The 22,378-nt window shown below is 42.6% G+C and carries 19 protein-coding genes, 1 tRNA gene and 1 rRNA gene; 10 read left to right on the forward strand and 11 right to left on the reverse strand.

The genetic code is table 11. The features are described 5' to 3' along the window. Positions 1-19: 19 nt before the first annotated feature. From F0249_RS17450 to F0249_RS17465, 4 genes are all read left to right on the forward strand, one after another. Positions 20-1,006 carry an alpha/beta fold hydrolase gene (locus F0249_RS17450; RefSeq protein ID WP_171757337.1) on the forward strand — a complete coding sequence of 329 codons (987 nt, stop codon included), beginning with the start codon at positions 20-22 and terminating at the stop codon, positions 1,004-1,006. Between the two features lie 152 nt (positions 1,007-1,158). Next, positions 1,159-2,010 (forward strand): Cof-type HAD-IIB family hydrolase, encoded by an 852-nt coding sequence (locus F0249_RS17455; RefSeq protein WP_171757338.1) that lies wholly within the window; start codon positions 1,159-1,161, stop codon positions 2,008-2,010. Between the two features lie 186 nt (positions 2,011-2,196). Further along, positions 2,197-3,225 (forward strand): COG3650 family protein, encoded by a 1,029-nt coding sequence (locus F0249_RS17460; protein ID WP_171757339.1) that lies wholly within the window; start codon positions 2,197-2,199, stop codon positions 3,223-3,225. Positions 3,226-3,275: 50 nt separating this feature from the next. Continuing rightward, a complete protein-coding gene (locus tag F0249_RS17465) occupies positions 3,276-3,914 on the forward strand; it encodes a tRNA-uridine aminocarboxypropyltransferase (protein WP_171757340.1) in 639 nt (212 codons plus the stop codon). A gap of 96 nt (positions 3,915-4,010) precedes the next feature. On the opposite strand, the gene F0249_RS17470 is transcribed toward F0249_RS17465, so the two are convergent. From F0249_RS17470 to F0249_RS17505, 8 genes are all read right to left on the reverse strand, one after another. Next, positions 4,011-6,497 (reverse strand): EAL domain-containing protein, encoded by a 2,487-nt coding sequence (locus F0249_RS17470; protein ID WP_171757348.1) that lies wholly within the window; start codon positions 6,495-6,497, stop codon positions 4,011-4,013. 166 nt (positions 6,498-6,663) lie between these two features. Next, positions 6,664-9,153, reverse strand: coding sequence for an EAL domain-containing protein (locus tag F0249_RS17475; RefSeq protein WP_113798812.1), 2,490 nt, complete (start codon positions 9,151-9,153; stop codon positions 6,664-6,666). A gap of 165 nt (positions 9,154-9,318) precedes the next feature. Continuing rightward, positions 9,319-10,035, reverse strand: a complete 717-nt coding sequence (gene yigB / locus F0249_RS17480; protein ID WP_136995775.1) for a 5-amino-6-(5-phospho-D-ribitylamino)uracil phosphatase YigB — start codon at positions 10,033-10,035, stop codon at positions 9,319-9,321. A 58-nt stretch (positions 10,036-10,093) separates the two neighbouring features. Beyond that, on the reverse strand, positions 10,094-11,032 hold the full coding sequence (gene xerC / locus F0249_RS17485; protein ID WP_171757341.1) for a tyrosine recombinase XerC: 939 nt from the start codon (positions 11,030-11,032) through the stop codon (positions 10,094-10,096). Next, on the reverse strand, positions 10,998-11,717 hold the full coding sequence (locus F0249_RS17490) for a DUF484 family protein (RefSeq protein WP_171757342.1): 720 nt from the start codon (positions 11,715-11,717) through the stop codon (positions 10,998-11,000). Before F0249_RS17490 ends, xerC begins: the two co-directional genes overlap by 35 nt. A gap of 40 nt (positions 11,718-11,757) precedes the next feature. Next, positions 11,758-12,588 (reverse strand): diaminopimelate epimerase, encoded by an 831-nt coding sequence (dapF, locus tag F0249_RS17495; protein ID WP_017052863.1) that lies wholly within the window; start codon positions 12,586-12,588, stop codon positions 11,758-11,760. A gap of 11 nt (positions 12,589-12,599) precedes the next feature. Next, positions 12,600-13,853: a diaminopimelate decarboxylase gene (gene lysA, locus F0249_RS17500; RefSeq protein ID WP_171757343.1), complete on the reverse strand. Its 1,254-nt coding sequence runs from the start codon at positions 13,851-13,853 to the stop codon at positions 12,600-12,602. A 31-nt stretch (positions 13,854-13,884) separates the two neighbouring features. After that, on the reverse strand, positions 13,885-14,097 hold the full coding sequence (locus tag F0249_RS17505) for a lipoprotein (protein ID WP_170961675.1): 213 nt from the start codon (positions 14,095-14,097) through the stop codon (positions 13,885-13,887). On the opposite strand from F0249_RS17505, the gene cyaY reads away from it, so the two are divergent. After that, positions 14,077-14,391: an iron donor protein CyaY gene (gene cyaY, locus F0249_RS17510; RefSeq protein ID WP_017052860.1), complete on the forward strand. Its 315-nt coding sequence runs from the start codon at positions 14,077-14,079 to the stop codon at positions 14,389-14,391. The genes F0249_RS17505 and cyaY overlap by 21 nt on opposite strands. An 84-nt stretch (positions 14,392-14,475) precedes the next feature. On the opposite strand, the gene F0249_RS17515 is transcribed toward cyaY, so the two are convergent. After that, positions 14,476-17,004: a class I adenylate cyclase gene (locus F0249_RS17515; protein WP_017052859.1), complete on the reverse strand. Its 2,529-nt coding sequence runs from the start codon at positions 17,002-17,004 to the stop codon at positions 14,476-14,478. A 347-nt stretch (positions 17,005-17,351) separates the two neighbouring features. Between F0249_RS17515 and hemC the strand changes: the two genes are divergently transcribed. From hemC to F0249_RS17540, 5 genes are all read left to right on the forward strand, one after another. After that, positions 17,352-18,290 carry a hydroxymethylbilane synthase gene (hemC, locus tag F0249_RS17520; RefSeq protein ID WP_017052858.1) on the forward strand — a complete coding sequence of 313 codons (939 nt, stop codon included), beginning with the start codon at positions 17,352-17,354 and terminating at the stop codon, positions 18,288-18,290. A gap of 2 nt (positions 18,291-18,292) precedes the next feature. After that, positions 18,293-19,021: a uroporphyrinogen-III synthase gene (locus tag F0249_RS17525; protein ID WP_171757344.1), complete on the forward strand. Its 729-nt coding sequence runs from the start codon at positions 18,293-18,295 to the stop codon at positions 19,019-19,021. Positions 19,022-19,038: 17 nt separating this feature from the next. Continuing rightward, complete coding sequence (locus F0249_RS17530; protein WP_171757345.1) at positions 19,039-20,256, forward strand: uroporphyrinogen-III C-methyltransferase; 1,218 nt, start codon at positions 19,039-19,041, stop codon at positions 20,254-20,256. Next, positions 20,256-21,437, forward strand: a complete 1,182-nt coding sequence (locus tag F0249_RS17535) for a heme biosynthesis protein HemY (RefSeq protein WP_171757346.1) — start codon at positions 20,256-20,258, stop codon at positions 21,435-21,437. Before F0249_RS17530 ends, F0249_RS17535 begins: the two co-directional genes overlap by 1 nt. Before the next feature lie 128 nt (positions 21,438-21,565). After that, entirely contained in the window at positions 21,566-21,895 is a 330-nt protein-coding gene (locus tag F0249_RS17540; RefSeq protein WP_171757347.1) for a cytochrome c, read from the forward strand. Between the two features lie 210 nt (positions 21,896-22,105). On the opposite strand, the gene F0249_RS17545 is transcribed toward F0249_RS17540, so the two are convergent. Together F0249_RS17545 and rrf are read right to left on the reverse strand one after the other, a co-directional pair. Further along, positions 22,106-22,182, reverse strand: a tRNA-Asp gene (locus tag F0249_RS17545). A gap of 94 nt (positions 22,183-22,276) precedes the next feature. Then, positions 22,277-22,378: ribosomal RNA gene (gene rrf, locus F0249_RS17550) — 5S ribosomal RNA — on the reverse strand; the annotation flags it as partial.

Raw genomic sequence — 22,378 nt, forward strand, 5'->3', positions numbered from 1 at the left:
CCATACAATAGGTAGTTTTATGGTCAATTCGAGCTCTGTGAATTCTCGTTATACCCAAGAGAGCAATTTTGAGCAAGCAATCAATCATCAGATTGCAGAACTGTGGCAGCAGCGTAATGATGGCTATATCAAAAGTAGCGACAAAAAATCACTCTATTGGTGCTCTCTTACCTCAGCGTCGCATACTAAAGCCATTGTGGTAGTCAATGGGCGTATTGAGTCCGCTTGGAAATATCAAGAGTTGTTTTATGACCTTTACCAACAGGGTTATGACATCTACTCATTTGATCATCGAGGTCAAGGCTTATCCAATCGCCTGATTGACGATAAACAAATGGGATACGTAGATGAGTTTGATGACTACCTAGTAGATCTCGCTGCTATGGTCGACCATTTTAAACTCGACCACTATCAAAAGCGTTATCTATTAGCTCACTCTATGGGTGGGGCCATTGCGACCCGTTACTTAGAGACAACACCACAGCATAGCTTTGATGCGATCGCGTTAAGTGCCCCTATGTACGGTATTAACGTCGCTTGGTACTTACGCCCAATTGCAATGGGATTAAGCCAACTGCTTACCGAAGTTCATGCAACCCCAAATTACGCTCCCGGCCATAAAGCCTATTATGCCAAGCCTTTTAAAGATAGCTTGCTTACCCAAAGTGCCATTCGCTACCACTGGTTCCGAGACCTTTATGAGAAAAAGCCTGAGTTAAAACTTGGAGGCCCAAGTACTCGTTGGGTTTGGCAAGGCTTGATGGCGGCAAAACAGTGCATTCAGCAAACCCGACAAATACATATTCCTCTGCTTCTATTGCAGGCAGGTAATGATCAGATCGTCAGTAACACCGCTCAAGAGACCTTCTTTACTAAACTCAATAAAACGAATCATTGCAGCCAAATGATCCGTGTTGCGGGCTCTAAACATGAGCTACTGTTCGAACAAGATCGGTATCGTAACCAAACATTAGATGCGCTGTTTAATTTTTTTAAAAACAATTAATGACGAAATAAGGAAATCAACCACCTGACTTTTACCCTCTTTTTCCTGTTTAATTTGGCGTAAAATCCTTAGCTTAACCGATGGCTTTCCACGCTTTAAATCGGGCTATATTTATTAACTACTGTCATCGATTGATGTTCAAAGAGGGTTGCATGACCACTAGCGCACTAAGCAAAAACTGTATTGAAGATAATCACGCAATGATCAAACTTGTAGCGTCAGATTTAGACGGAACATTACTGGCACCAAATCATCAGCTTAGTGACTTTACCAAGCAAACCTTGCGAGAGTTGCATCAAAAAGGGTTCACTTTTATTTTTGCGACTGGTCGCCATCATGTAGATGTAGCCGGTATTCGTGAGCAAACAGGGATCCCTGCTTACATGATTACCTCAAACGGCGCTCGTGTTCATGATCAAAACAATCAATTGATGTACAGCGGAAATGTACCTTCAACCTTAATTCAATCCATCATTAACACCATCAAACAAGATCCTGAACTATTCATTCATATCTACCAAGGCGATGAGTGGCTGATCAGCCAAGAGAATGACTACCTTAAGAACTTCCATAAAGACACGGGATTTAGCTACCAGTTGTTTGATGTGGATAACGCACCAACCCACGACATCGCTAAGATATTCATCACTCACCCAAATCATGACCATGACTACCTCGTCACCTTTGAAGAGAAACTTAACGCTCAATTTGGTGATAAATTGAATGTCGCATTCTCAACGCCTTGGTGTTTAGAAGTGATGGCCGCTGAAGTGTCAAAAGGCGAAGCACTCAAAGTCGTGGCTGAATCACTTGGCAAGGCGCTAGAGAACTGTATTGCTTTCGGAGATGGCATGAACGATGTTGAAATGCTCTCAATGGCAGGAAAAGGGTTAGTCATGGCCACTTCTCATGAAAAAGTAATGAAAGCACTACCGAATAATCAGGTCATTGGCAGCCATGCTGATGATGCCGTTGCGCATTACTTACGAGATAACCTTTTCTAAATACACTCCATATCCAAAGTAACGAAATCAAAGGCAGCTTAGGTTGCCTTTTCCTTTCCACATTTTCATCTCTACATCTGCCACCTCAATGTCTGGAAACGGTCAATAGAAGCCCTATCGCTCTATTTTAAACCACTGATATGCCATAATGTTTGCTGACCTGTCTCCGCATAAGGAATGAATGGCATGAAAACGCTTAAAATCTCAGGCTTGCTGCTTGTTTTACTCACTTTACAAGCTTGCTCTACTCCACAAGAATCAGAGCCTAGCCCAACGCCTATGCCAAAAGCGAGCTTAGATAGCCCATCATCCATTTCGCCTCCTACATTTATCATGCGAGGTGAAGTTGTTATTGGTCATGAAGCTCAAACCATCACACCTTGTGGCAGTAATAAACAATTCTGGCTCACATTACCTCAAACGTATACTCAACAAGTGATGAACTTAACTTCCCGCCCATATCAACCTTTATATGGGGAAGTTATCGGTCATTTAGAGCGTCCAACTCAAATGGGGTTTGATGCTGATTACACCGCTCGTTTTGTTGTCGACCATGTAAATTTCCTGACCGCAGAAAATCCGAACCGCTGTGACCAATCCTTACGTTCTACTCGCGCATTTGGTAACGAACCATTTTGGTCTCTCTCTTTCTCTAAAGGGCACATAAACTTTGAGCCAATGGGAGAAGAGACGAAAACAGTCGCATTAGATAAAACCCTTATACAGCAAGCAAGCCGCAAGTATTATTTTAGTGATGGGCAACTGAGCCTTAATAAAACCACCTGTAATGACACCATGAGTGACTCTATTTATGGATGGAAAGCAAAACTGAATATTAACAAACAAGATTATACCGGGTGTGCGACACTCGCGAATCAAGATCCTACATTAACTTGGGTGGGTAATTATTTTGCAAGCCACACTCAATCCGTCAACTTCAGTGTCAATTTAGAACTAAAGTCAGATCACACCGCAATCACCACCTATGATTATGCTAACGGTGACTCTCCTACGATTGAAACGGGGTTCTGGCAGCAACTCAATGCCAATCAAATTCAAGTGGTGATGACACGCCACCAACGGCAATACTTAGTGTCAGAACGCATCTTTACGGGTCATAATGGAAAAATAACGGCACAAAAAGAGAAAGTCGGTGACACTATCTACCCCATCGCGAATGGCGGATTGGTGTTATTTCAGGAACAAGGGAATTAAGACTTTCACTCGAATCATCATCGTTAAGCTTAAAATAAGACACAATCAGAATGACCAAGACTACACCATGCCCTCATTGTGGGTTCCAACATCAATGCATCTGTAATGATATTCCTAACATTCACTCGTCATTACCGATTGCATTGCTGATGCATGAAAATGAGCTATCGCGAGATACCAATACTGGGCGTCTACTGCTACAAACGCTGCCCGAATGCAGCCAACATGTTTGGGTCAGAAAAGAGCAACCTGAAGCGTTACTCAATCGAATAAAGATTCAAGATCTTCAGCCCTACTTATTGTTCCCCAATGAACACAGCGTGGATGTCACGACACTGCATGACACTACCGCTGCCCAAAATTCGGCAGAGTCAGATACGTCATCTCAACACCAAGCCATTAAGCCACTTTTTATTATCTTGGACGGAACCTGGCAAGAAGCCAAGAAGATGCTTCGTCGTAGTCCATGGCTAAAAGCATTACCTCATGTGCATTTGTCATCGACCGCCTCTTCACGCTATCAGCTCCGACGTAATCAAGATGATGGTCATTTATGTACCTGTGAAGTCGCTATTGAGTTACTCACTCAGCTAGGAGAGACATCTTCATCAATACAGCTCAGCCAGTATTTTGATCATTACATGGCCATGTTCAAAGCTGACAAATGCGGTCACCTTCTCAAAAAGTAACCATGCATCGCATCGAAGAAAAAGCAAAGGCCCGAAAATTCGAGCCTTTGTTTCATTTTTACCAACACTGCCACCAGCAATGGTTTCGTCACCGATTTAAAACAACCGCTTCGGCTTTCCTAAATAGTAACCTTGTAGATAATCCACACCAATGTCTTCTGCGATGTTGCATACTTCTTGGTTGTGAACAAATTCAGCCACAGTTTTCGCTTTAAATATGCCGCACAAACTCACCAATTGCTGCGCGATCTTACGCTGCTTTTTATCGGTATCAATATTACGGATCAAACTGCCATCTAACTTAATCACTTGCGGCTCTAATTTGATGATCTCATCGATATTCGAGTAACCCGAGCCAAAATCATCCACAATAATGCTCACCCCTAAATCTTTGAAGTGATCGCAGACTTCTATCATTCGTCCGTAATCTTTTATTTTCTCGCTTTCAAGCACCTCTAAACCAATGCGTTGAGGGTGGCTAATTTTGCTTATCGCGGCTTCAAGATGTTGCAGTGTTCTATCACTCATTAAGTCTTGGGGGGATAAATTTATCGAAAATGAATCCGTTGTATTACTCATGAAATCGAAAGTACGTGAGATCATTTGGCGACTCAAACGAGTATAAAGATGCGTGTCTTCAATAATCGAGAGGAATTTGCCTGGCGGAATAATCACCCCTTCCTCTTCGATTCGAACCAGACACTCTAAAGATTGCACCTCATGACTATGCGCAGCCACGATAGGTTGAGCATAGGCGATCACATTTTGATTTAACACCGCTCGGCTAACACAAGATAACACCCTTAACTGCTCTTGACGTTTCTGCTCTTGCTCTTTCAAAGTACGGGCATTGCAACAGTGTTGATTATTGCTCACCGCATAACGACGCGCTTCAATTGAACGCAATAATAGATCATCTACAGAGCTATTTGGAAAGTCGGCTTTACTGATGATACCTGCACTCACTGAGACAGAGAGGTAATCAACATCGGGCAAGCCCATCGGCTCAAAATTCACATGCTCAATATTTTCAGCAAACTCAGAAAAACGCTGCTGAATATGTGACATTTTATTTTGGCTTTCGAAGATGATGGACCATTCACCAATGCCAACCCCATATAGTTGGCATTTTTTATCAAATACCCCGTGTAACTTATCTTTAAAGTATTGGCTTAAATCACTAAGCAGCATATCCCCAACCGGGTAGCCATACTTCTCATTAATTTGATGAAAATTCGTGACTTTTAATGTTAGCAAATACTCACTTTTTTTCATTTTAGCAAGGTGTTCACGCAGTACCGTTCGATTGGGTAACCCCGTTCTTCTTTCAATTCGATAGCTTGTTGTTAATGCCTTCGCTTGATGTTGAATTTTCTGTGCCATATCCTGGTGCATAATATCAACATCTAATAAAGCGTTTCGAATCAGAGAAAATAGCGGCGAAATAGAACTCGTGTGTTCATGATGCGGAATTGAACGAACCGCATTATCGGCAGGCCCTTCTCGCAGAGCTAAATACGTCAGGCTATGATGTAGAATCTGTTGATGGTCATTCTCATAGCAAAACTCCCCAAAACAAAAGAATCCATCACTATTCGCGACCTGTTGAAAAGGCTCTAACTCTTGGTTTCCCTCAATGAAATCCAAACGAGATATACAGTTATAGATAAAAAACTGTTGTGGGTGATGCAACGCAACTTGCTGCAACCCCAAACGAACTTGTTCAATGGTCAGTGAGGGATGATCATAACAAAATCGAACTTCATCACCCACATTGAACTCACCGTCAAACGTTATGGAATTATCTTGATGACAAGCTAATGGTAAGTACACATTCTGTTCACGAGGATCGCCAATCATTAAAGGAAAGTCGGTAATCTGCGCATAAGGCACATCAAGCCCATCCGCTAAATAACGATTGTAAATATGCTGAATCGGCTGATCATCCAAACTGTAAATTCGATGCTTATCGGCATGAGTGATTCGAAACTTTTTACCTATCGGGTTCCACTCATAGTAACTTCCTGTCCATGCCGATAATTCCGCGCCATGCAACGCCACAGCAACATAAGCATTCTCATAAATAGTTTGATTATGTAATATCCAACGGCCAGTATCGGTATCAGCGGATGCTCCGCCCGCAACAGGGATACGATACTCCCCTTCACTGAAGGCTGAAAAAAGTGAACGTTCACTAACTGAAAGACGGTCGGCAAAACAGATGATGGCTTTTGTCGATGAGGACAGGTTTAGGTTTTTAGCAAGTAACTGGCTATCGCTCGCCGCATTAGCGCTATATGACACGACCGATGATGTACATGTCGACTGTTTAAAGTAGGTAAAGACGAAACACGAACTCTCACTTTGGATCGTGCCACTCTTAATCGCGTACTTTCCACTGGCCCCAATAATGGTGACGTCATTAAAATATTGCTGAATTTCACGGCTATACTGCGTGACGAGTGAACGAGGCTGTGATGAAAATATTTGAACCAGCACTGAACCCGTGAATTGGCTATCAAGGCGAGCCAATTCACTTCTTAATTGTTCAATATCGTGTATCAAGTAAGACTGAGATATCATAATCACATAGCAGTTACGAGTGGTAATACGTAACATTATGCAATGGTAACGTCGCTATAGCACTGAATGGTTATAGATTTTTTTAATTATGTGAATTTAACGATTAAGTCTAACCTAAATTCTCATTCGTGATACATGCCTTGCAGTGTACAAAGTTAACCCTCCATCAAAACAGACGGCTAGGTTCACCGAGGTAAAAACCCTGTAAGTAATCGACGCCCATCCCTTCAGCAATGCGACACACTTCTTCATTATGCACAAACTCAGCCACGGTTTTGGCATTAATCACTTGGCATAATCTAACAAGTTGTGACGCAATTTTACGTTGTTTTAAGTCCGTATCAATATTTCGAATAAGGCTTCCATCAAGCTTAATGACTTGCGGTTCAAGTTTAATTATTTCATCGATATTCGAATAACCCGAACCAAAATCATCCACAATAATCCGCGCGCCTAATGATTTGAAATGGTTACAAACTTCAATCATCCGCCCGTAATCTTTAATCTGTTCCGACTCTAATACTTCCAACCCAATATTTTCTGGGTGCTGCAAATTATTAATTGATGCTTCAAGTAATAGCAGCGTTTTATCACTCATCAGATCTTGAGGGGATAAATTGATTGAAAATGACTGATCCTTATCTGACATGTAATCGAGTGTTTTTTTAATCATATGTCGACTTAGACGAGTGTAAAGATGGGTCCCTTCAATAATCGGTAGGAATTTACCGGGAAGAATAATCTGGTCATCTTCAATAATTCGCACCAAGCACTCATGTGAAACCACTTCGTGAGTGTGGGCGGCAACAATCGGCTGATGAAAAGTGACAATCTTCTGTTCTAAGATCGCTCGGCTTACACAGCTTAACCAGCCAAGTTGTTCTCTTCGCTTTTCATCACCCAACTCAATCTCATTGGCATTATAGATGTGAGTATTATTTCTGACCCCCTCACGACGAGCTTCTATCGCCTTCAGCAGCCATTCATCACCGCTGTCAGACATAAAATCACGACGACTTGCCAACCCTCCACACAGAGAGACGGATAAGTAATCCACATCGGATAACCCATAAGGTTCAAAGTTCATGTGTTCAATTTCATCCGCAAATTGGACGAACTGGGCCTTAATGGTATAACTCGGCATGTTCGATTTGAACATAACCGCCCACTCACCAACACCAATACTGAACAGACGAAAACTACTCTTCTCCCCAACCACATCCGCCAAGCGGGATTGGAAGTTTTGGGATAAATCACACAGCAATTGGTCACCAACTTGGTAACCATACTTTTCGTTCACTTGCGTAAAGTTCACCAGCTTTAACGTTAATAAATGCTCATCAGGATCAATATGGACCAAATGTTCTTTTAACGCTGCGCGATTTAACAAGCCTGTTCGGGAATCATAGCGATAGCTGTCTAATAGTTTCTTCGATTGCTTATCAAGCTTATATTCCATACGCGCATTCATCGTGTCTAAATCAGAAATTGCGTTACGGATTAAACTGAATAGTGGAGAAATGACATGCTCATTTTGAGGAACAAACTTGGTCATTTTGGCAATCACAGACGATTCTCGCATCGCCAAATAGGTCATACTGTGATGCAAAATTTCTTGCTTCTGCTCTGAGCGATACAGCTCACCCATGCAGTAGACGCCGTGACTACTTGCCACCCCTTCAAAGGTTTTTAACTCTTCGGCACCATCAATAAAATCAAGTCGAGATGCGCAGTTATAGATGAATACGGATTCAGGCTGATGCAGAGCTAAACGTTCGGTACCATGACGAACTTGTTCAACCGTTAACGAAGGGTGGTTATAGCAAAAACGAACTTCATCACCGATTTCCCACGCTTGATCAAACTCTATACTGCCATTATCTAGCACCTGTTTGACGGTGCATACGCCTTTACAAGTACCGGATTCTCGATACAACGGGAAATGAACCAACTGACCAAAAGAGAGCTTATGCCCATCGGAAAGGTAATGTTTATAGACGTCATAAGCGGGTTTGTACTCGATGGTATCGATTCGATTACCTTGTGCCTCTGTCACCCTCAGTTTCATTCCTATCGGGTTCCACTCAGAGTAAGCATCTCGCCACACTTTTAAGCTATCACTGTGTAATGCCACTGCGACACACGTTTTTTGATATGTCTTGGTTCCAAATAGAACCCAACAGCCATGCCTATTTTCTTGCGCTTGGCCCCCAGAAATAGGTGGTAAATTGTCAGACTGATTGAAAGCACAATAGATGGGATAATCGCCATCCTCAATTTGATCTGAAAAACTGATAATAGCTTGAGTATTAGGCTTAAGGTTCAATGAGTTGAGTAGTTGGGCGCTATCGTGCTTAGGGGAGAAACTGTACTCTTGCCGTGTCGCTGAAAATGTCGTGTCATCAAACTCACTCACCAAGCATAACGTTCCCGCACTCTCAAGTTGATTCGCACAGATGATATTCATTGTGCTCTGTCCTATGATAACGCCGTTAGGATATTTGATTTGAAGCATTTCGGCGTATTGTTGGACTGTTTCTGGCGCTTGAGTTGAAAAGACTTGGATTAAATAATTTTTGTTCGTATTCCAAACTGAGTTTTCTAACTGGGCATTTAACTGTTCGATGGAATCAAACAGAATTGAGTGTGTTTTCATGAAAGCCTAATGATCTGTCTATAAAGTACGGTTAAAGATTTGAATCAATACCAACATAAATCTAGACACCGTCCGCATTCTTCGAGGCAGATCAAGAATAAACAGATAAACATTGAGTACAAGAATATCTAATCTATCAATAAGTTATCATAAATGGGAATTTTTCTATTTGAAGTATAAGAGATCACGCAAAGAATTTACTTCTATATCAGGCAGAACTCTCACTTTTTCGCAATGTTGAATATTTTTCCGTTGGTCATTATACCAACATGCTTGAAAGCCGTTACTCTTAGCCCCGTATACATCAGTGATCAAATGATCGCCAACATGCAAAATAGACTCAGCAGGCAAGCCCAACAAATCCACCGCCCGAGCAAACATATCTGCATAAGGTTTCGCTCGACCATCAGGCCCCGCTTTCAATACATGTGAAAAGTATTGCCCCAATCCAATTTTATCAGGATCCACATTTCCATTGGTAATCGCGATCAGTGGGAACTTCTCTGCCAAAATGGTCATCACTTCGTGAGTAAGTTCCGGGACATCGACCTGGTTTCGCAACCACAATGCATGCTCCATCCCTTCTTTGGCTGCCGATGTAGCTTCAGGTTCACCATAACCTAATTGAATTAATCCCTGCTGAATCTGAGTTTCGCGCCATAAAGTGACATCATGCTTTAAATTCGGGTTTTGAATCGCCAGTTCATGTTTCAGCACCTGCCATTGCTCAATGCTCATCAGTGCCGATACCGGGTGATGAGTATGCAGCCAAACCACCATCTTCTGCTCTACATTTTGAATCACAGGCCAGTTGTCATATAGGGTGTCATCAAGATCAAATGTCATGGCTTTGACGACTGATGTTCGGCGATAGATGTGCATGTTTAACTCCTACATTACTGTGCCAAATTTTCAATGGGTGGATGTGCCAATTCACTCACTATTCTTTCGGTTTCTTATTTTTATGAGCTCTAGGATGAGCGTCATCATACGCTTGAGCAAGGTGTTGAAAATCTAAATGCGTATAAATCTGTGTGGTCGAGATGTTTTCATGCCCCAGTAATTCTTGGACCGCGCGTAAATTATTACTCGACTCCAATACGTGTGTCGCAAATGAGTGGCGTAATTTATGAGGGCTAATATGGCTGGCAACAGCTTGCTTCTGACCCCACTCAGCCATTCGTTTTTGCACACTTCGATGAGAGATCCGACTGCCGAGTTTAGAGACAAACAGTGCGGGCTCACCCGGTGCAGCAATATCACCACGGACTTTAAGCCACTTCGCGACCCACTCTTTGGCTTGTCCAGAAAACGGCGCTTTCCGTTCTTTATCGCCTTTACCAATCACGCGAATTTCACCACGGCTGCCATGAATGTCTTTTACATTAATCCCAACCATTTCAGCCAGACGCAGGCCCGCACCATACATCACCTCCATCATCGCTCGATCGCGGATAGCTAAAGGGTCATCTTCATTCACCTCAAGCAACTGGTTCATTTCATCTACATCTAAATTCTTTGGTAGCGTTCGTTGCTTTCTAGGAGCCGACACCCCTTTTGCGGGATTGGCCGTCATCTCTCCACGTAAGATCATAAAATCAAAGAAACTACGTAATGAGGAGAGACGAGTCGCTAAACTGCTGGCTTTCATCCCTTCTCGCATTCCTTTACTTGCAAGCTGGCGCACCCAAGCGGCATCCACTTGTTGCCACTCATCTTGCCCCATTTGGAGTAAGTGGCTGCCCATGGTTTCAAGTTGCTGTTTGTAATTGCGCTGAGTGTGCAAGCTAAGCCCTTTTTCACTTCTGAGGTATTCATAGAAGCGGTTTAAGGGCTTTTGCAAGCTAGAAGGAAGAGGTGTGTTGGATTCGTTCGTCATTCTCTGGCCAAGTTAAGGTCTCAATAAGGTGAGCCACAACTAATGCTAGGTGGCGCAGGAAAAGGGTATCCATATGAGGTTGAAAATGGCCGCCATCTTCACTTGAAAAAGCCAAAGCCCCTAATGAAGATTGCTTAACTAAAGGTAAAACCACATAAGATCCGAGTTCTGGCCCTGAATGCTCACCCAATAGCGCTTCTCGATCGGCTTTACGTAACCGACCTAAATACGCATCTTTACCATTTAAGTGATTGGTTGAAAACCGAGCCCAACCTTCTTTGCTAAGATTCAGTTCTGGGCTAAGACGACGTTCTGGAACCTCTTGGTTAAGCAAACGGACATAAGCCTTCAAGCCTAAATCTTTCGCTTTTAGCTTTATCGCCTTAACCACTTGAGCAATATTATCACACTGTAAAATTTGTTCTTGAAGCTCCATAAATTCATAAAACGTTCTGTCGTTATTGGCCGCCAACGACATTAACGTTGTAATTTCTTCTTCTAGTTCTTCAATTCGTTGACGCTGACGCTTCAGTTGAACTTCAACTAACGAAACCGCGCCTTGTTGATGATTCGGTAACGATAGACGATCAACAAGTTCGCGGCGCTGGAGAAAAAAATCGGGGTTATCACGCAAATACTCCGCAACAATTTCAGCCGTCAGGGCACTCGCTTCTACTTGAGACAAAACTCATCCTCTACAATTTATTTTTATATAATGGAAAGACTTAACAGGAAAGTTGACCATCAAATACATGGGTGGCAGGGCCTGTCATATACAGAGGAGAACCCGGACCTTGCCAGCTGATTTGCAATTCACCACCAGGTAGCTGAACCGTCACATACTCAGCGAGTAAACCTTGGTTAATACCAATAGCAACGGCGCCACATGCACCACTGCCGCACGCTTGAGTTTCACCCGCGCCACGTTCATACACTCGCAAGCGAACCTCTTCGCGATTGACGACTTGCATAAAACCAGCATTAACTCGCTCAGGGAATCGTTCATGTGATTCAAGTAGAGGCCCCAGTTTATCGACATCGGTGGTATCAACATCATCAACGACCGTTACGACATGAGGGTTACCCATACTTACCGCACCACAGAACAGGGTGTGTTCATCAGTGCGGATAATGTAGGTTTTTTCCGTCTGCTTGGCTTTGAATGGGATTTTAGCCGGTTCAAACACAGGCTCACCCATGTTCACCGTAATCAAATCGTTGTCTTCAATTTTTAATACCATCTTGCCTTTTTTGGTGCTGACATTGATGGTGTATTTATTGGTAAGACCTTTCATACGAACAAAACGGGCAAAACAGCGAGCGCCATTTCCACACTGCTCCACCTCACTACCGTCTGCATTAAAAATACGGTAGTGGAAATCAGTTTCAGGATCGTAAGGGGCTTCAACCACTAACAACTGGTCAAAGCCGACCCCTGTATTGCGATCCGCCAAACGGCGAATCAAATCAGGAGAAAAAAATATGTTTTGGGTAATGCAGTCAACGACCATGAAGTCATTACCCAAACCATGCATTTTAGAAAAATGGAAATGCATAATGCTTCAACTTACTCCGGGATAATATTTTCAAGTGCCCATAGGCTTGATAGCGCTTCACGCTGACGAACAAGATACGCTTTTTTGCCATCGACCATCACTTCCGCCACACGAGAACGAGAATTGTAGTTTGACGACATCGCAAATCCATAAGCACCCGCCGAGCGGACAGCCAATAAATCACCTTGCTCAAGAACAAGATCACGATCTTTACCTAAAAAGTCACCCGTTTCACAAATTGGACCAACTAAATCGTAAGTCACCGCTTCGCCTTGACGAGGTTTGACAGGCACAATATCTTGCCATGCTTGATAAAGTGCTGGGCGCATTAAATCGTTCATCGCCGCATCAATGATGGCAAAGTTTTTATACTCTGTTGGTTTTAAGAACTCGACTTTCGTTAATAGTACACCAGCATTTGCCGCAATCGCGCGTCCTGGTTCAAAAATCAGCTCTAGATCCGCATGCTTTTCTAAACGAGCAAGTAGCGCTTTTGCGTAGTCAGACGGTTGAGGTGGTAATTCATCACGATACGTTACCCCTAAGCCTCCGCCAACATCGAGATGTTTGATATTAATCCCATCCGCCTTAAGTTGATCGATCAGTGCAAGCAAACGGTCTGTCGCGTCAATAAATGGCGCAAGATCTGTCAGTTGGGAACCAATATGGCAATCAATACCTTGGATATCTAGGTTGCTTAACGTTTTCGCAAACTGATAAACCTGTGGTGCTCGATCAAAAGCGATACCAAATTTATTATCACGTAAGCCCGTCGAAATATAAGGGTGGGTGTGAGCGTCAACGTCGGGATTAATACGAAGTGAAATAGGTGCTTTCACCCCTAATTCTCCCGCAACGTCATTTAATCGCTCTAACTCTGGTTCAGATTCAACATTAAAGCATTTTATTTTTAACTCTAAAGCTCGCTTCATTTCTGCTTCAGTTTTACCCACACCAGAAAAAACAACTTTAGCGGGATCACCACCAGCAGCGATCACTCGTTCAAGTTCGCCCGCAGAGACAATATCAAACCCCGAGCCTAAACGAGCTAAAACATTAAGTACTCCAAGGTTAGAGTTCGCTTTAACGGCATAACACACCAAATGCGGATGCTCTCCAACAGATTGATCGAAGGCATTCCAGTGTCTCTCTAATGTTGCGCGAGAGTATACGTACAAAGGTGTTCCGTGTTGCTGAGCAAGTTCTGAAAGCGCCACATCTTCGGCCCAAAGTTGGCCATCGTCCTGATAGTTGAAGTAATCCAAAATTCTTTTCCCTTATAAAAAACGACTGCAATTACTGCGTCTGTTCACTTGGTTGAGCTTGCTCTGGTAGATAGAGCGCACCGGTTTGACCACACCCAGAAAGGGCAAGTAAAGAGAGCATAAACAAGGCTGCGATTGATTTTTTCATTTTGCATATCGTGATTATTGATTCAATGCCCCCTATAATCGCACCACACTCAAGAAAAGCAATAGGATAGACGGGATGAACGATACGGAATTTCATCAACTTGTAGATACACAGATGCAAAACATCGAAGAAGCGATCGATGAATCGGGTGCGGATATTGATTTTGAGACATCTGGCAATGTGATGACGCTTGAATTTGATGATCGCAGTCAGATCATCATTAATCGCCAAGAGCCAATGCATGAGATCTGGTTAGCGTCTCGTTCGGGTGGTTTTCACTTCAAATTAATTGATGATAAATGGACATGCTCGAAAACGGGTATCGAACTCTTTGAGATGGTTAAGGAAGAGTGCGTAAAACACGCGGGTGAAGCGATTGATTGGGTTTAACCTGCTCATTTAGATCACTTGATAAGCAATGAAATCAATAAAGGAGTGAATCATCACTCCTTTTTCATACCCAAAAGCTGAGATCTATGCATTCACCGCTTTAGAGGGTTTAGAGTGCGGTGATGAATCATTACGATAAGGCACGACGTAAGCTTCTCCATCTTCCGGATGTACGATTTGGTAGTACTGCGGTAAGTTGAAGTTAATGTATTTCGACGAAACTTGGTTCTCATCTTTAACCGAGGTATAGAAGCTATTTACGCTTGCGATCATTTCATCTTTCTCACCATTATACTGGTGATACACTTCCACTTGGTTCGCTTCATCTAACACATAGATATTGAAACCTTGATCTGTATCTTCAAAGAAAAACTGAATCAAACCTTCACTCGCAAAGCCATCCACTACTCGTGGTAATTGGAACTCCTGATCACGATCCAACATCAACAGCGGTGAGCCTTTCAGCTTATTGGTCGAAATGCTGCGATAGAAATCGACGGAATTTTCGAGTTTTTGTACCGATACGCCACGGCGTTCAAAAAACAGGCCATACATTTGATCAGCCAGACGAATCGCTTTAAAACGGCGACGTTTCTCTTGCTCTACGGGTTTAAGGCGCAAATCAATACATTCAGCCAAAAGCTGATACACCATATTACGCATCACACCGCGCAAATTCTTGCTGTAGCAGAACACATCAACAGATTCAGGGGGAATCGCATCTTGGTGCATTTTTCCGAGTACCGTTTTCAATGCATCTAGCATAGCGGTTTCACCCTTAAAATGCAGGGTTCTGACTTCGTGCCATGAATTTCGATACACCAAATCCACACTGCCCACTAAGCTTTTTGCTTCAGGCCCGAAACTAAAAATATCGATATTTTTCAAATCAACCTTAAGAGACTTACCACTTAATTCAGCAGTCGGATCATCTTCAAAGTTAATATACATCGCCAGTTGGCTAATTTCACACGGGCTCGCTAACGCTTGCATACTTGGGCGACGCTTACGAAGCGAGAAGGTATTTCTCAAGTCGCTGACCATCTGGTAAAACTTATCAATATCAATATGCGCGTCACGAACAACCGAATGCAAACGGGTCGACTCCGTGATCAAGCCATTAAAAAATGACCACGCAACCAGTTTGCTTAAGTATTCATGATGCTCTAACGCTGGTTGACCTATAATGCGATGAGCAATCAACGGCTGTTTATATAGATACCAACCGGCTTTATTACTGCGCCCTTCTCGAACTTCAATAAAGCTAAGATCTTCTTCATGTAAATCTGGCGAGATCTGTGGGTTAAGTAAGGTGACTTTTCCTGGAAGCACTTCAAAAGCGGCATACAGTTTTCGAGCTAATATGCTGATATCTTGCGGGCTAATCGCAGACGTTATGCCATTACGACGAGCAAATTGAATCAGATTTCGATAACTCAACATCAAAGCATCTAGTAATGAATGATGTACAATTTGAACGAGCTCAACCTTCCAATTACGGCGCGAATCTAACTCTTCAATCACCGACTCATCCCAATCCCATTTTTGGATCATGTCACTGAGCGCTTCACGACGCCAAGCTACCGATCCCATACTAGGCTCTCGGGACAACTTCTCATGAGTTTTTAAGTAGAAACAACGTCGAACTAAGTCCAAGCGAGTCGTATCATTGATACGAACCAAGTAACGAGTCACTTTCTCAAGCATCAAATAATACGCATCCATGCCATAGAGATCGGGTTCATGGGCGAAAAAACGACGCTTTGTATCAATACTTAATAACTGAGTGTGAGGGTACTCCCACGAATAGGCTTCAAGCAAAATGGCTTTCAATACGGATTTGTATGGCGAATCGATACTTTTGTATAACTGCCATAAGTTTGAGCCAAAATACTCTTCTGCTGGAATATGGTTCAATTTACCAAAATCAATCCAGTCAGAACAATCAATGTAACCTTGGTCACACAAGCCTTGCACATATTCGTCGTAGCACTCTTCCATTTCTGGAGGCACAATTTGCCACAGCAATCGCTGGCCCGCTAAGCGCACAGCCGAACGATAGAATTCATCAAGCAAAAGTAAATGCTGAGAAGACCCGCAGTTATCTCCGGTCATCTCCTCAGAATGGTTACTTCTGAAACGCTCTTCATTCATTAAAAAGAAGTTCGCTTCAACACCATAACCTTTCGCCCAATCAGTGATCAGTAAACATTTATTACTCAGATTCTCTTTATCATCACTACTCATTTGTGGTGATACACATACCCAAATATCTAAATCACTTGATGTACTTTGCCCAATAGATGAAGTACTGCCCATGGTATACAAGCCCAATATCGCAGGCTTTTCTGCTGTATTAAGCTCTTGGGAAATAGTCAGTTGGGTATCTTCAATAAACTGCGATTGAATATCATTAAGTTCAAAATTATGGATACCAAAAGGCACTTGTTGATCGAAGTAACCAGGGATCACAGGGTGATTAAAATGAAATAGGGTAGGAATGAGATGGAACACTCGCTGACTGGCTAAATCCATGAGAGCTAACGCACGATCAATGCGCTGTTGATTAAGGTTATCTAATCTTTGGATTAACGTTTGAGTGTAAGCCTGCAAGGTGTTTCCTTGGTTTGAGTATAAACGCACGTTTTGTTTATGTTTTATTCTAAAGCGACAACAAAACGTGATCAATTTAACACTTTTATCCTGAATGGTAAAGAATTTGCAATTTCATATCTCAGCGAACAAAGAGATAAAAACTGACAAACGCTTGAGCGCCGATAGTGTCCACTCTAATGCTCTTCACTAATAATAGTCCATCTATCAAATGAGAACTTTGTCACACTATTTTGGCTAATTATTCATATTCAATCACCGAATTATCACAGACTCGATCTAACAGTAATACTTTCGATATTTGAATGGTACGATTACCCCATTAATAGATAAGTATCGGAACTCAAATGACAAACTCTTCCCCTATCCGCATTGCGACTCGCAAAAGCCCTCTAGCACTATGGCAAGCATACTTTGTTAAAGCCGAACTTGAAGCGGCCCATCCAGGTATAGAAGTCGAATTGGTTACCATGGTAACTAAAGGTGACATCATTCTTGATACACCACTTGCAAAGGTTGGCGGCAAAGGTTTGTTCGTAAAAGAGCTTGAAGTCGCGATGCTAGAAGGCCGTGCTGATCTGGCTGTTCACTCAATGAAAGATGTGCCAGTCGATTTTCCTGAAGGCTTAGGCTTAGTGACGATTTGTGAACGTGAAGACCCACGTGATGCCTTTGTTTCAAATACTTATGATTGCATTGAAGACTTACCTCAAGGTGCAACCGTTGGGACTTGTAGCTTACGCCGTCAATGTCAATTGAAAGAGCAGCGTCCTGATTTAATCATCAAAGAGTTGCGCGGTAATGTTGGAACTCGCTTAGGCAAACTCGATGCTGGTAATTATGATGCCATTGTACTTGCGGCTGCGGGGCTAAAGCGCCTTGAACTTGAAGAACGCATTCGCAGCTTTATCGAACCGGAACAATCATTGCCTGCTGTTGGCCAAGGTGCTGTTGGTATTGAATGTCGCCTAGATGACGAACGCGTTATTTCACTACTTAGTGCATTAAATCACAAAGACACAGCCGATCGCGTTCTATGTGAGCGAGCGATGAACCTCACCTTAGAAGGTGGCTGCCAAGTTCCTATTGGCAGTTACTCTTTACTCGATGGCGATGATATTTGGCTACGTGCGCTTGTTGGCGAACCAGACGGTTCAAAAATTGTACGTGGTGAAATTAAAGGCCATAGAGAAGACGCGGAAACTCTAGGTGTGACTTTAGCCAACCAACTTTTAGAAGATGGTGCGCGTGAAATTCTAGAAAAACTTTACGCTGAACACGATTAATCATGACTGTGTTGGTCACTAGACCCGATCAACAAGGGCGAGAACTTTGCCAGCAATTGGTGGGGGTGGGGATTCCTGCAATCCACCATCCGCTCATTAATATTGTCGCAAACCCTAATGGAAACAATTTAGCTCACCAACTTGCGGAATGTGACATCTTAATAGCCATAAGCCAACACGCTGTAAATTTCGCCCAGCAATTGCTCTCAAATGCTTCTTTAAACTGGCCTGTGGGTATTATTTACCTTGGCGTTGGTCAAAAAACAGCACACTATTTAAGCAAACTATCGAAACAAAAAGTAAACTATCCGCTTGTAGGGGATAGTGAGCACTTGTTGGAAATACCAGAACTACAAGATGTTGATGGAAAAAGAATTTTAATTTTACGCGGTAATGGTGGCCGTGAGTTAATTTATCAACGCTTAGTTCAACGCCAAGCAAAGGTTGAATATTGTGAAACCTACTGCAGAGAATTTATCTCATTTTCTGCAGAATCAGCATTCCCTTACTGGCAACAGCATGACGTTACTCGCATTGTGATAACAAGTAGTGAACAACTCGCGTTTCTTGTCTCTCAAACACCACCAATTTATCAGACTTGGCTATTTAATCTTCAACTGCTCGTTCCAAGTCAACGTATTGTAGAAACAGCAATAAATTTAGGCTTTATAAACGCGCTGAACGTAGGTAGCGCATCAAATTCAGATTTACTGGCTACTCTCCAGCCATAGCACAACAGGATATAAGTATGACAAGTAAAAAAAACAATCAGCATATTGAACCTGAAGATAAGAACGAAAAAAACCACCCCGTAGTTGACGAAACTTCTGTTGAAGCCGAAAGCCTTACGCCTGAAGCCAAGCAAGAAGAGCAAAGCATGCCTCCTCAACCTGAGAAAGAAAATGCGCCAGCACAACCTGCTGAATTTGTAGAAAAACAAGGAAAACGCGGAGTCAAACTCGGTACTGTTGCGATTATTTTATCCATTATTTTTGGTGGCGGATTAACATTCCAAATGCAGCAAAAAGATGCCGAGTACCAACAACAAATCTCAGCATTAAAAGATCAGCTAGGACAAGCTCAAACATCAATGCAGAGTGAGCTTAATAACGTTAAAAATGAAACCATCGAGAAAGCGACGGTTGCGAGCCATAAAGCTGAAGTCATTTTAGGTCAACAACAAAAAAGCATTGAAAGCCTTCAACTCGCAATTGCCGATGTTAAAGGTCGCCGACCAAATGATTGGTTGCTAGCAGAAGCCGATTACCTAGTAAAACTTGCAGGCCGTAAATTATTCCTAGAACAGGACGTGGTAAGTGCAACTAAGCTAATGGAAAGTGCGGATCAGCGCATAGCGGCATTGAATGATCCAAGCCTTGTCCCGCTGCGCCAAGCAATGGCTAATGACATCACTAAATTAAGAACCATTCCACTCATTGATAGAGATGGTCTCGTTCTTCGCTTAACAAGCCTTCAACAGCAAGTGAATAAACTTCCATTAGCCAATGCAATTCTTCCTGACGCACCTCAAGAAGTTAAAAAAGAAGTATCTCAAGATATCAACGATTGGCAGACTAACTTAACGACATCACTCAAAGCATTCTCCGAGCAGTTTATTACCTTCCGAACTCGTGATGGTAATGTCATCCCTCTTCTCTCTCCTGAGCAGCACTTCTATTTAAGAGAGAACATTAAGGCCAAATTAGAAACAGCAATCAAAGCTGTTTATGTTGACCAACAAGAGATATACACCACGGCTTTATCGGTCGCGAATGATTGGTCTCAAGCTTTCTTCAATCAAGATGACAATGCCGTAAAAGAGTTCAATAAGAGTTTGAACCAGCTAAGTAAGCAGAATGTTCAGGTTGAATACCCAGTGAAGCTGCAAACACAAAATGTTCTATCCGATGTAATAAACGATCGTCTGCGCCGTGAAGTGACAACCATCATTACGGAGGAGAAATAATGGTACGTTGGATTTTTCTTTTTATTATCCTTGGGGCTGGACTATTCGTCGGAACCCAATTTTCAGGACAGCAGGGTTACGTACTGATCTCTATCGCTGAAAAAACCATAGAGATGAGTGTCACTACATTAGTGCTAATGATTATTGCACTGCTTGCTATCTTATTTGGCTTAGAGTTCCTATTTAAAAAAGCATTGTACGCAAGCTCAACCACATGGAACTGGTTTAGCGTCCGTAAGTTGAAGCGTTCTCGCCGCTATACCAACGAAGGCATCATAAAATTGCTAGAAGGTGACTGGAAAGGGGCTGAGAAAAAAGTCACTCGCTGGGCAAACCACCACGATATGCCTTTACTCTGCTATTTAGTCGCATCTGAAGCAGCGCAAGGCATGGGCGATAAAGAGAAGCGTGATAACTATTTAGCGTTAGCAAGTAAAGAAGAAAACTCTCACCTTGCTGTTGAGCTAACTAAGGCGAAGCAATCGGTACGCGATAGTGAATTTGATAAAGCATTCGATATCTTGTCATCACTTAAATCAAGTTACCCAAATAACAGCATTGTATTGAACCTACTGAAAACCACCTACATGGAACTAAGCCTATGGCAACCACTGTTGGATTTGCTGCCTAAACTTGTTAAAGCTAAGCAAATCGATAGTGAAGAGCACGCGAGCTTAACTCAAACGGCGCAGTGCGGTTTATTAACAGAGGTTGCTCAACAACAAGGAAGTGAAGGCTTAATTAGCCATTGGGACTCCCTACCTCGCAAAGTAAAGCAGAGCCAACATCTAACTCATTGCTTTGTTAAACAGCTTATTGCAAGAAAAGCTGATTCTGAAGCCTATACGGTTGTCAAAGAAGCTCTGAAAAAGAACCCAAGTCCTGAGCTTTTTACCCTATTGCCTGAAATGAATCTTCCTGATGCATATCCTGCGACGGTCCTATTGGAAAAAACATTGAATAAGGACAGTAGCAATGCGGAAGCGCACAGTGCTCTAGCTCAATTCTACTTACGAGATCAAAAGTGGAAAGAAGCACAAGACCACTTTGAAAAAGCACTAGAGTTACGTGCAAGCGTGTCTGACTACAGTTATCTTTCTGACGCGCTAGAGAAGCAAAACTTAACGAAAGCAGCCCATGAGGTGTCTCGTAAAGCTCTAGAGTTAATGAATCCCGCTTAAAATATCATTAGCCATTATCGTGATTAAGCCGATGTTTATCATCGGCTTTTTTGAACATTTCATTCAGCCTTCATTCATCAAACATAGCATACACTATAGGTAATCCAATTATACAGAAGGCCTAGCTTATGCTAAAGATCACTGCCATTTTACTAATTGCAACTATCAGTACTGGTGCTTATGCCGACAACATTAATATCAGCGCAGGTGAGAGTACTTACAAAACCCTATGTGTTTCTTGCCATGGTGAATTAGGTCATGGCGACGGCCTAGCTGGAAAGGCTTTATCAGAGCAACCCTCAAATATTTACGAAGGTCTAAACTCGTGGTTTGAGCCTGAGTATGAACTTATCGATACTGTGCTAAACGGTAATGAAGGCATGCCGGCCTGGAGAAGTGTATTGGAAGAAAAAGATGTAAAGAATATCTTTGCATACATCCAAAAGATCAACGGATAACCAATCGCATAACATCTCGAGCTCGTCGAGGTAGGATGTCTTAGTGTTTCAAATGCATTCTAGGTCTAGATTGATCCACTTTGGCTTTTGTATTAGCGACACATGTAGTATCACCTATACCGTCTATATATAAGCATAAAGACTATAATTTTGTCTAAGTTACAGACGTAAAAAAGCCCTAATCTTTCGATTAGGGCTTTTTAAAATAAGTGGCGGAGTGGACGGGACTCGAACCCGCGACCCCCGGCGTGACAGGCCGGTATTCTAACCAACTGAACTACCACTCCGCAGTGGTATCTTTTACTAAATAAAGTCTTATGGTTAGATTGCTTTATCTAGTTTTGCCTTTAGATTTTTCAAAATCTAAAAACAAGTAAACAAGCCTGGCGATGTCCTACTCTCACATGGGGAAGCCCCACACTACCATCGGCGCTACTGCGTTTCACTTCTGAGTTCGGCATGGAATCAGGTGGGTCCGCAACG

The organism is Vibrio sp. 03-59-1, assembly GCF_013114135.1.
In the GTDB taxonomy this organism is placed as follows: Bacteria; Pseudomonadota; Gammaproteobacteria; order Enterobacterales; family Vibrionaceae; genus Vibrio; species Vibrio cortegadensis.

Excerpts from the sequence above, each read along its gene's own strand:
- F0249_RS17450 (WP_171757337.1), top strand. The coding sequence starts at position 20 with ATGGTCAATTCGAGCTCTGTGAATTCTCGTTATACCCAAGAGAGCAAT.
- F0249_RS17455 (WP_171757338.1), top strand. The coding sequence starts at position 1,159 with ATGACCACTAGCGCACTAAGCAAAAACTGTATTGAAGATAATCACGCA.
- F0249_RS17460 (WP_171757339.1), top strand. The coding sequence starts at position 2,197 with ATGAAAACGCTTAAAATCTCAGGCTTGCTGCTTGTTTTACTCACTTTA.
- F0249_RS17465 (WP_171757340.1), top strand. The coding sequence starts at position 3,276 with ATGACCAAGACTACACCATGCCCTCATTGTGGGTTCCAACATCAATGC.
- F0249_RS17470 (WP_171757348.1), bottom strand. The coding sequence starts at position 6,497 with ATGATATCTCAGTCTTACTTGATACACGATATTGAACAATTAAGAAGT.
- F0249_RS17475 (WP_113798812.1), bottom strand. The coding sequence starts at position 9,153 with ATGAAAACACACTCAATTCTGTTTGATTCCATCGAACAGTTAAATGCC.
- yigB (WP_136995775.1), bottom strand. The coding sequence starts at position 10,035 with ATGCACATCTATCGCCGAACATCAGTCGTCAAAGCCATGACATTTGAT.
- xerC (WP_171757341.1), bottom strand. The coding sequence starts at position 11,032 with ATGACGAACGAATCCAACACACCTCTTCCTTCTAGCTTGCAAAAGCCC.
- dapF (WP_017052863.1), bottom strand. The coding sequence starts at position 12,588 with ATGCATTTCCATTTTTCTAAAATGCATGGTTTGGGTAATGACTTCATG.
- cyaY (WP_017052860.1), top strand. The coding sequence starts at position 14,077 with ATGAACGATACGGAATTTCATCAACTTGTAGATACACAGATGCAAAAC.
- F0249_RS17505 (WP_170961675.1), bottom strand. The coding sequence starts at position 14,097 with ATGAAATTCCGTATCGTTCATCCCGTCTATCCTATTGCTTTTCTTGAG.
- hemC (WP_017052858.1), top strand. The coding sequence starts at position 17,352 with ATGACAAACTCTTCCCCTATCCGCATTGCGACTCGCAAAAGCCCTCTA.
- F0249_RS17525 (WP_171757344.1), top strand. The coding sequence starts at position 18,293 with ATGACTGTGTTGGTCACTAGACCCGATCAACAAGGGCGAGAACTTTGC.
- F0249_RS17530 (WP_171757345.1), top strand. The coding sequence starts at position 19,039 with ATGACAAGTAAAAAAAACAATCAGCATATTGAACCTGAAGATAAGAAC.
- F0249_RS17535 (WP_171757346.1), top strand. The coding sequence starts at position 20,256 with ATGGTACGTTGGATTTTTCTTTTTATTATCCTTGGGGCTGGACTATTC.
- F0249_RS17540 (WP_171757347.1), top strand. The coding sequence starts at position 21,566 with ATGCTAAAGATCACTGCCATTTTACTAATTGCAACTATCAGTACTGGT.